Here is a 9225-nt window from a genome sequence, read left to right on the forward strand (position 1 = left end):
CATCGAGGCGGGCGTCGCGCGATCCGAGTATAACCCTCCCTCACCGCTTGCAATTTGCAAGCGGATGAAGATTAACTCGACCGATCCTATTTTGCAAGCGGTAGGAGGCATGCGATATTGAAGGATGCGCTGATCTTGAGCGAGGCGCTTGTCCGCTTTGGGGCCGTCAAGAGAATGTCCGCCTCTCGGTTGCCGACGCGAAAAGCCGCCGTTCGGTTACGGGTGATAACCATACTATCAAAACTCATAAATATTTTATCCGTGGCCACAGTTCTGGTAGGTTGATTTTGCGGCAACCATCGTTGAAACGAGGGGCGGATGAGGTGATGGGGAATGGGCTGAACGATCTCGACCGATCGGTACCAAACCGAGGAGAATCCCATCCTACGCTGGGTAGCTACACGGTCGCTGTTTTATGCCTGACCCTGATATTGTCGTTCATTGATCGCTTCGTGATCAACCTGGTCGTTGACCCCATACGCTCTGAGCTGGGGCTTAGTGATGTAGAAATCAGTTTGCTTCAGGGTGCTGGTTTTGGCTTGATATTTGCGTTGGCGGCCCTCCCGGCCGGAAGGCTGGCAGACAGGCTGAACCGACCGAGGTTGATCGCCGCGGGCGTGGTTGTCTGGTCCTTCGCCACGATAGCTTGCGGAATTTCTGCAGGTTTCTGGAGTTTTTTCGTCGCGCGGCTGTTCCTGGGATTGGGTGAAGCGGCCCTTATACCGGCGGCTTCCTCGCTCATCATCGACGGCTTCCCAGCAGCGCGCCGAGGTGCCGCCCTCGGAATATTTTCGCTTGGCTCGACAAGCGGGAGCGGCATCGCATTGATCGTGGGTGGCGCGATGCTTGGCTATCTCGGGACAAGCACAGCAGCCGACCTGCCGATTATTGCTTCGCTGGCGCCCTGGCGCCAGCTGATGATCGTCATGGGAGTACCCGGCTTCTTCTTTGTGCCCTTGTTGTTGCTCATTCGGGAACCGGCTCGCGGTCAAAGGCTGACCCTACCTGCCTTGAATCTGTTGCTGCACAATCTAATGGCAGGGCGAGGTCTGGTGCTGCGCCTTTGCTTTGCAAAAGGGGCGATGAGCTTGGCTGACTTCGGTATGGCGGCATGGCTCCCGACTTTACTCATGCGGCATTATACTGCGACGCCCATCGCGGCGGGCGCCACCGTTGGTATTGCTACCGCGCTGGCTGGCATTATCGGTTCGATCGGCGGCGGGATGCTGGTTGATCGGAGCGCGTTGCGTTGCGGTATCTCGACACGCGCAAGGCTTATCCTGGGAAGTTATCTGGTTGCGCTGTGTGGCGCCATCCTGATTGGCCTTAGTTCTTCAAGCCTTCAAATGGGTATCGCATTTGCGATATGGGTCGCTGGTTCGGTAAGTGGTTCTGTTATCGGCCGTGTCACCATGCAGGAGCGCGTCCCAAGCAACATGCGGGCAACGACGGTCGCGTTGTCGATCACAGTTTCAGCAATCATGGGAATAGCTGCGGGGCCAACCCTCGTGCCGGGCATCGCCGGGCTAATGCCTGGTGCAGGCAACTCGCTCCAATTTGCAATTGTGGTCGTCGGGATTGTTTCCGTGGTGCCAGCTTTGCTCTTGATCGTACGATCGGCTTCGACGGTATCGGTGGCGTCAGCGGCAGAAAGTTGAACATTTCCATTGGCCGGACGGTTCACGTCATTTGAGCATGACCTGACATCAGCGCATCCTGCGCGGCGGCAATATCCGTGCTGCCGCTGCTGTCGCAGCGATCGCTGATCTCCTTCAGCTCTGTCAGGGGCCGTGCGGGGTTGCCGATCTCGTTCGCAAGCTTGACGCGGCTCGTTGCGGCGCGCAGTGCAAAACCGAGAGCGCCACTGTCGCGACCCAGTTCTATCGCCTCCTGAAGTCGCCGCGCCGCTCCGTCTGTATCTCCCTCCCGCCAGCATACCAATCCGCGAAGATGCAGAAATTCGGCGTCGCACCAATGGTCTCCGCGCTCTCGACAATAGTTCACGCCCTCATCGATGCTCTGGCGAGCAACCTCGACCTGATCGTGCGAAAGTGCCGCATGAGCGAGCATCACATACCGCAGGGGTAAATGCACAAGGAAATTGCACTCACGAATGACGCCGACTGCGTTCCTCAAACGCTCGACCGCCTCCCGCTCTCCACGTGCGGCATCGATCGCTGCCTGATGAAAGCGGGCAAACGGCGGCCAAGTATCGATCTGGCGGGTCTTCAGGCGCTCGATCAGCATCGTCGCTCGCTCCTGCGCCAAATCGACCCGTCCGCATAACAGGGCTATTGGCGTGGCAGCGAGTGCGAGCGAATGCGCGCAAGACAGGTCGTGGTCCAGGGTCAGCGCGGCATTTAGTGCTTCCTCGGCAACCTCGAGCGCACGCCGATGCTGGCCCACCGCCCAAGTGGACAACGAAAGATGATTTCGGAAATTGACGAACCTGTCGATCTGGAACCTCGAGGTCTGACCACGATTGCCGAAAGTCGCGTGCTCGCGCGCCAGACGCTCAAGTCCCGCGTGCCCTGATTTGATGTTCCCAAGATAGAATTCGCACGTAAACAACTGCCGATCGGCGTTGGGAGCCGCAGAATAATCATCTACGGACGCCATGAAGCGGCGAAGGTCGCCGATCGTCTCGAGCGCTCTTTGATGAAAGCCCATAGCGGACTGCACATTTGCCAGGCCGATCTTGGTGCGAAGACAGTGTTCCACGCTTCCAGCCTCTAAAGCTAGCTCGAAACCCCTCTTCCAAGTTGCTTCGAGTTCGTCACCGAAAGGATAGCGATAACAGAGATTCCAGCCATGCGCGGCGACCAGCTTCATGCGCAGCAGGAGGTGATCACCAGATAGGTTGTTGAGAGCCGACAGCGCCTTTTCGACGCGTGACCCGCTTTCCGCCATCGTCGAGAATTCTACCCAGAACGGCAAAGCAGCAACGGTCAGCCGCACCGCAAGTTCGGCCTGTCCTTCCACGCAATAGGCCCAATCGATCATGCGACGGAGGTCCGCGCTCCAGCCGCCATAGAGCGCCATCCAGTCTTCGCGCGGTCGCCACGTCCATTCCTCCTCTGCTCTTTCGAATAACGCGAGAATGAAGCGGCCATACGCGATCATCGCGGCCTGTTGCTCGCCCTGCGCAACCAGCCGCTCGTTGGCGAAAGCTCGTGTACTGTCGAGCAACCGGTATCGGCGACGCCTCCCCGTGTAGTTGACCGACACCATGGATTTGGCCGCGAGGGCTTCCAGCCATGCGGCGACATCCTGCTCATCCGCCAGATATCCGAAGGCGTCGATGGCATCATCGAGCGCAAAGGTGCCGCCGAAAACTGAAAGATGACGGAGCAGCCGCGCCTCGCTCTCCGAAAGCAGCCGGTAACTCCAGCTGAGCGTCGCCGTCAGCGTCTTGTGTCGGGACATGCCATCTCCGCGTGATGCCAGCGCTTCGAAGTCACGTTCAAGCATTTGCAGCAGCCCCGCGGGACCGGATTCCTTGAGTTGCGGAGCCGCCAGTTCGATCGCCAGCGCAATACCGTCGAGACGCCGGCCCAAACTCGCGAGCGCCGGGACATCCGCATCCTCCAATCGATAGCCGTGTGCCTCCGCGCGCCGAACCAGCAACTCGATCGCCGAAAAGGCCATTGCCGACCCGGCATCGAGAACCGCATCTGCGGGCGGACACTGAAGCGGCGGAAGCCGATGGACAGTTTCGAACCTGCATCTTAACGGCTCGCGGCTTGTCGCGATGATATTCAATCCGTGCAATGCATGGTTCAGTTGATCTGTTATGCCGGCTACGGCCGCCAAGACGTGCTCGCAATTGTCAAGAACGAGAAGCTGGTTCTTGCCTCGCAGCGCGTCGACGAGACCTTCCACCTCGTCGATCGGGTTGCTTTCGATGCGGAGCGCACGCCCGACGGCCAGGGCGACGAACTGTCCTTTCTCGATCGCGGCCAGGTCAACGAAGCACACGGCTTGGTCCTCGCCGTTGGCGATCGCTCTTGCGGCTGCGATAGCGATGCTTGTCTTGCCGACGCCGGCAGGTCCGACCACCGTGAGCAATCGGGTCTGCTGCAACGCCTCGACAATCGCCGCCAACGCATCAGCGCGCCCGACCAGCGGCTTTGACGGCGGCAGCGCCCCGTCAATCTCCTTGATCGACGCGGGAAGCGTTGCCTCCCGTGGACCCAGCACCGTCAGCGGTGCAACGAAGCGATACCCCCGGCCCGGGACGGTTGCTATGCAGGGAACTTCGATGCCGCTTGTCTCCAGCGCACGGCGCAGAGCGGCGATGTTGACCTTGAGATTGCTTTCGTCGACGAACAGATTGGGCCACGCCGCTTCAAAAAGTTCGCTTTTGTTGACGACCTGCCCAGGCTGGCGTACGAGCGCATGAAGCAGATCCATTGCGCGCGATCCAAGACGTATCGGGATATCGCCGCAGAGCAGCGACTGGCGAGCTGGCGTGAAACGGCAGTTGCCGAAGCAATATGTCGTGGCATCGATCATATCTGCCTCTTCCATTTCCCCCCTTTCGCGGCTGCACTTTGAGAGCGCTGTGCCTCGCAGATGCGCGGCTGGACGACGGCGGCCATCGAATGGATTTCAGGGTTGGTCCTGTCCCGATAGCCTTATACCAGCAGATTCACATCTTTTAACCAGCCATGCCGGTGCCGCAGTGATATCAAGGTAGCGGGCTGACCGGGTGATCGAGATCCCAAGCGCTCGCACAGGTTTGCCTTATTCAGCAGGTTCGAGCTTCGGGTGGTCATTGTTGGCCATGGTTGCTCGCGCCCTGGACCCGGAGTGATCGAGGAGCCCGCTATGCCCCGCGCGCTAAGCACACTGACATTGTCGGACGCCAAGCGGATGCTCGACGCGGCAGAAGCAAAGGCGGCCAATCTCGGCATTCCCTACAACATCGCTGTGGTCGACGTCGGCGGCGCGTTGATCGCGTTCGCGCGTCAGGATGGCGCTCTCGAAGGAAGCATCGATCTCGCCATCGGCAAGGCGAAGACCGCGCGGATGTTCAACAAGACGACGGAATATCTCGCTGAACTGGCACAGCCTGGAGCGCCGCTGTTCGGGATTGAGCAGAGCAATGCCGGCCACGTCGTGATCTTTGGCGGAGGTCTGCCCGTTATCATCGACAACCAGATCGTCGGTGCCGTCGGCACCAGCGCCGGTTCGGTCGAACAGGACATTGCGGTCGCCGAGGCGGCGGCCGCCGTGATGGCAACAAATCCAAAAGCCTGAAGGAGGCCAGTGATGAGAGCTGCGCGCATTCTTGAATACAAGAAGCCCCTCGTCCTCGAGGACATCAAGGTTCCGGACATTCAGCCCGACGAGGTTCTCGTGAAAGTCGCCGCCTGCGGCATGTGCCGCTCGGACGTGCTGCTGATCGATGGCTTCTTCCAGGGCTATGGCGATATCCCGCCGCCCGTCATTCCTGGTCACGAGATAACGGGCACGGTCGAGAAGGTCGGCGGCGTCGTGGCAAAGGCCGCGGGCCTAGAGGAAGGTGACCATGTCGTCGTGTCACCCGGCTGGGGTGATGGCGTTTGCAAGCATTGCCAGGTCGGCAACACGCATATCTGCCCCAATGTCCGCTGGCCGGGCTTTGGTACCTATGGTGGCTTTGCCGAATATATTCCGGTGCCGGCCCGCTATGCGATCAAGGTCGCCAAACACCTCAAGTTCGAGCAGCTCGCACCACTGACCGACGCCGGGCTGACACCATACCGCGGGCTCAAGAAGATCCGCGATGCCGGCGGGCTCGGCCCGGACCGGGTGATCGGTGTATTCGGCATTGGCGGCCTTGGCGCCTACGCCGTCCAATATGCCAAGCTGCTCGGCGCAGGCGGTCCCGTCGTCGCTGTCGCCAGAAACGAGGAGAAACTCCAGGTCGCGAAGAAATATGGCGCCGACCACATCATCGCGATCGAAGGCAAGTCCTCCGAGGAGGTCGGAAAGGAGCTTAAAAAGGCGACCAGCCAGGACAAGTTCGACGCGATCATCGACTGCGCCGGTGCGACCGAGATGATGCAGCTCGCCTTCTCGCGTCTCGCGATCGGCGGGCACTACGCCGATGTCGGCTTCATCGGCGACCGGATCAACGTTCCTCTGTTCCCGCGCGTCCACGGCGAGCAGACTTTTCACGGCTCGTTCTGGGGAAACAACGCCGATCTCATTGAGGTCATGGCACTCGCTGCAGAAGGCAAGATCCAGCACACGATCAAGACGATCTCGTTCAACGATATCAATGAATACATCGACCTCTTGCGGGATAATAAAATCATCGGGCGTGCAGTCGTCACCTTCTGACGGGATTGAACGAGAGAATAGTGTCGAACTACATGTTTAGGAGACAATCATGACCCAGCATGTCCTGTTCATCGTCACCAACGCGGCTGTGATCGGTCCGCACAGTCGAAAGACCGGCTTCTTCTTTGCAGAGGTCGCCCATCCTTTCGACGTGCTCGACGCCGCCGGCATCGCGGTGGAGTTCGCCTCGCCTGCCGGCGGATGGACGCCCTACGACGCATATGACGGCAATGACCCTGCCCAGAAGGCGTTCTTCGAGAGCAAGGCCTTTCGCCGGCTGAATCGTAGCCGTAAACTGTCCGAGGTAGATGCCGCAGACTACGATGCCATTCTCGTGCCCGGCGGTCTCGGGCCCATGGTCGACATTCAGCGCAATGCGGAGGTCCAGCGAGCAATCGTGCGCGCCTGGACGAGCGGTAAGCTCGTAACCGCCGTCTGCCACGGGCCATGCGCACTGCTTGGCGTCGACATCGGGGATGGCACGCCATTCGTACACGGCAAAAAGCTCACATCCTTCTCGAAGAAGGAAGAATATGACTATGCGCGCGAGGACGTGCCCTACGAACTTGAGGATGCGCTGAGAGCCGAGGGCGCGGAATACTCGTCGGTTGCCAACTGGCAGCCGCATGTCGTGGTCGACGGGCGCCTGATCACTGGCCAGAATCCCGCCTCGGCAGGTGAACTTGGGAAGAAACTGCTGGCGGCCCTGCGGGACGTTGCCGCTCCGGCCTGAAGCGGCAACGTTAAACGGGAGAACCACCATGTCACAGTCATTGGTGAAAATCACGGCCAGCCTGACGGCTCATCCTGGCAAAGCCGAAGAACTGCGCGGGTTGCTGCTCGATATGGCGCCGCATTGTCGGGCTGAACCGGGCAATCTGCGCTGGGATGTCTGGCGAGATACTGAAATGCCCGAGTGCTACGTGCTCGACGAGCTTTATCGTGACGCCGAGGCGACCGAAGCGCACCGCCGAACGCCGCACTACCAGGCCTATCTCGCCAAGGTTCCCGCGTTGGCGGATCGCTCGGCACTCATTCTCGAACCTGTCGCGCTTGAAGAGTAACCAGTCCGGAGGGTCTCATGCTTGAAGTCGTGCAAGCCTATGATCGCGAACATATCGCCGATTTGCCAACGGACGATGCTGCGGCGCTCGAACGCAAGCTGACCATCGCTCGCGAGCGCTTTGAAGATCGGAGCGGCTGGCTGAAGCCGCACCAACGTATGGCTGTGCTGCACCGGCTTGCGGATTTGGTCGTGCAGCAACGCAAGACGTTCGCGATGCGCATCGCACGCGAAGGGGGCAAGCCTTACACCGATGCGCTGGTTGAAACCGACCGCGCCATCGACGGGATACGCAACGCCGCCGACCTGCTTCGCACCCGCGGCGGCACCGAAATACCGATGGGGCAGACCCCAGCCAGCGAGGGGCGGCGCGCCTGGACAATCCTGGAACCAATCGGCGTGATTGCCGCGATTTCGGCGTTCAACCATCCCCTAAACCTCATCGTGCATCAGGTCGCGCCGGCGATCGCCACGGGCTGCCCGATCATCGTCAAGCCCGCGGCGGCGACACCGCTTTGCTGTTTGGAATTCGTAAAGCTCGTCCATGAAGCCGGCATGCCGGAAGGCTGGGTTCAGAGCCTAATCCCCGAGAGCCGCGACCTGTCGAGCGCTCTTGCGAGCGATCCGCGCGTGGCCTTCCTAAGCTTCATCGGCTCAAGCGCGGTCGGCTGGCGTCTGCGCGCCAATTTGGCGCCGGGAACGCGCTGCGCGCTCGAGCATGGCGGCATGGCACCGGTGATCATCGACCGAACTGCAGATATCGACGCGATCATCGAACCGCTCGCGAAGGGCGGCTACTATCATGCGGGTCAAGTCTGCGTCTCGGTCCAGCGGATCTACGTCCATGAATCACTCAAGGACGTCTTCGTTGAACGGTTCGCCGAGCGCGTCGGGCGACTGCATGTCGGTGACCCCCGGCTTGCCGAAACCGAGGTCGGCCCCCTGATTGAACCGGCTGAAGCCACGCGGGTCGCCAGCTGGATCGAGGAAGCCGCATCGGGAGGCGCCCGCCTGATCGGAGGTGGACGCCTCAGCGACACGACGCTGGCGCCGGCGATTCTCGTCGATCCGTCGAGAAAATCGAAAGTGTCGCACGAGGAGGTGTTCGGCCCGGTGACCTGCATATTCACTTTTGCCGATCTCGACAGTGCCATCCGCGAGGCAAATTCGCTGCCGGTCGCATTTCAAAGCAGTATCTTCACGCGCGATCTCGCCGTCGCGCTCGACGCAGCCGAGCGTCTCGACGCCTCGGCAGTCATGGTCAATGACCACAGCGCCTTCCGTACCGATTGGATGCCTTTCGCCGGCCGGAAGACATCCGGCTATGGGGTCGGAGGCATTCCTTACACCGCCCGCGAGATGACGGCGGAGAAAATGATCGTCTTCAAACAGTGATTGGGACATCTTGCCGCGTACATCGCTCGTCGTTGGTTTGGCAAGACGAGGTCGAGTTTGTGTCAGCAATGGCAGCAAAGTCCCCATCGCAGACCTCCGATTCCTGCATATTCCGACTGAATAAAACGGCGTGTTTTCGAGATCAGCGTCGAACCTGCGGAACGACGGCAATGCGGGCGCAAAGCAGCCATGCTTCGACAACGCAAAAGTCCTCTTGCGCCCGTAAGCGGCCAGCTGCCGGCGGGTTCATTTTGGGTGCCGACGCCCGCTTCAAACTTCCGTTGTGCCTGTGCTCGCTACAAGGACGATAGGACTCTGACGTTGACGCCCGCCCCTTCCCGCAACCTCACGGATTGAAAACCCGACGCCCCACCCCCAAAAAACAGGTCTGGGGGCAGCGCCGTCAGCGACAGCGCGCCCCCATCCCATGGCGTGTG

7 protein-coding genes are annotated in these 9225 nt (G+C 60.4%); 6 read left to right on the top strand and 1 reads right to left on the bottom strand.

What is annotated here, in order from left to right:
• The first annotated feature begins 326 nt into the window (after positions 1-326).
• Positions 327-1658, top strand: coding sequence for an MFS transporter (locus PMI11_RS12015; RefSeq protein WP_007817141.1), 1332 nt, complete (start codon positions 327-329; stop codon positions 1656-1658).
• A 22-nt stretch (positions 1659-1680) separates the two neighbouring features.
• On the opposite strand, the gene PMI11_RS12020 is transcribed toward PMI11_RS12015, so the two are convergent.
• Positions 1681-4515 (bottom strand): ATP-binding protein, encoded by a 2835-nt coding sequence (locus tag PMI11_RS12020; protein WP_007817143.1) that lies wholly within the window; start codon positions 4513-4515, stop codon positions 1681-1683.
• 315 nt (positions 4516-4830) lie between these two features.
• Between PMI11_RS12020 and PMI11_RS12025 the strand changes: the two genes are divergently transcribed.
• From PMI11_RS12025 to PMI11_RS12045, 5 genes are read left to right on the top strand one after another with little or no spacing between them, the layout of a single operon-like run.
• The gene (locus tag PMI11_RS12025) at positions 4831-5262 is read left to right on the top strand and encodes a GlcG/HbpS family heme-binding protein (RefSeq protein ID WP_007817145.1); all 432 of its coding nucleotides are present in this window, start codon (positions 4831-4833) and stop codon (positions 5260-5262) included.
• Between the two features lie 12 nt (positions 5263-5274).
• Positions 5275-6330: an NAD(P)-dependent alcohol dehydrogenase gene (locus PMI11_RS12030; RefSeq protein WP_007817147.1), complete on the top strand. Its 1056-nt coding sequence runs from the start codon at positions 5275-5277 to the stop codon at positions 6328-6330.
• A 49-nt stretch (positions 6331-6379) separates the two neighbouring features.
• Positions 6380-7063, top strand: a complete 684-nt coding sequence (locus PMI11_RS12035) for a type 1 glutamine amidotransferase domain-containing protein (RefSeq protein ID WP_007817150.1) — start codon at positions 6380-6382, stop codon at positions 7061-7063.
• Positions 7064-7091: 28 nt separating this feature from the next.
• Positions 7092-7394, top strand: a complete 303-nt coding sequence (locus tag PMI11_RS12040) for a putative quinol monooxygenase (RefSeq protein WP_007817151.1) — start codon at positions 7092-7094, stop codon at positions 7392-7394.
• Positions 7395-7411: 17 nt separating this feature from the next.
• Entirely contained in the window at positions 7412-8788 is a 1377-nt protein-coding gene (locus PMI11_RS12045; protein ID WP_007817154.1) for an aldehyde dehydrogenase family protein, read from the top strand.
• The last annotated feature ends 437 nt before the right edge of the window (positions 8789-9225 follow it).

Source organism: Rhizobium sp. CF142 (genome assembly GCF_000281145.1).
Lineage (GTDB): Bacteria > Pseudomonadota > Alphaproteobacteria > Rhizobiales > Rhizobiaceae > Rhizobium.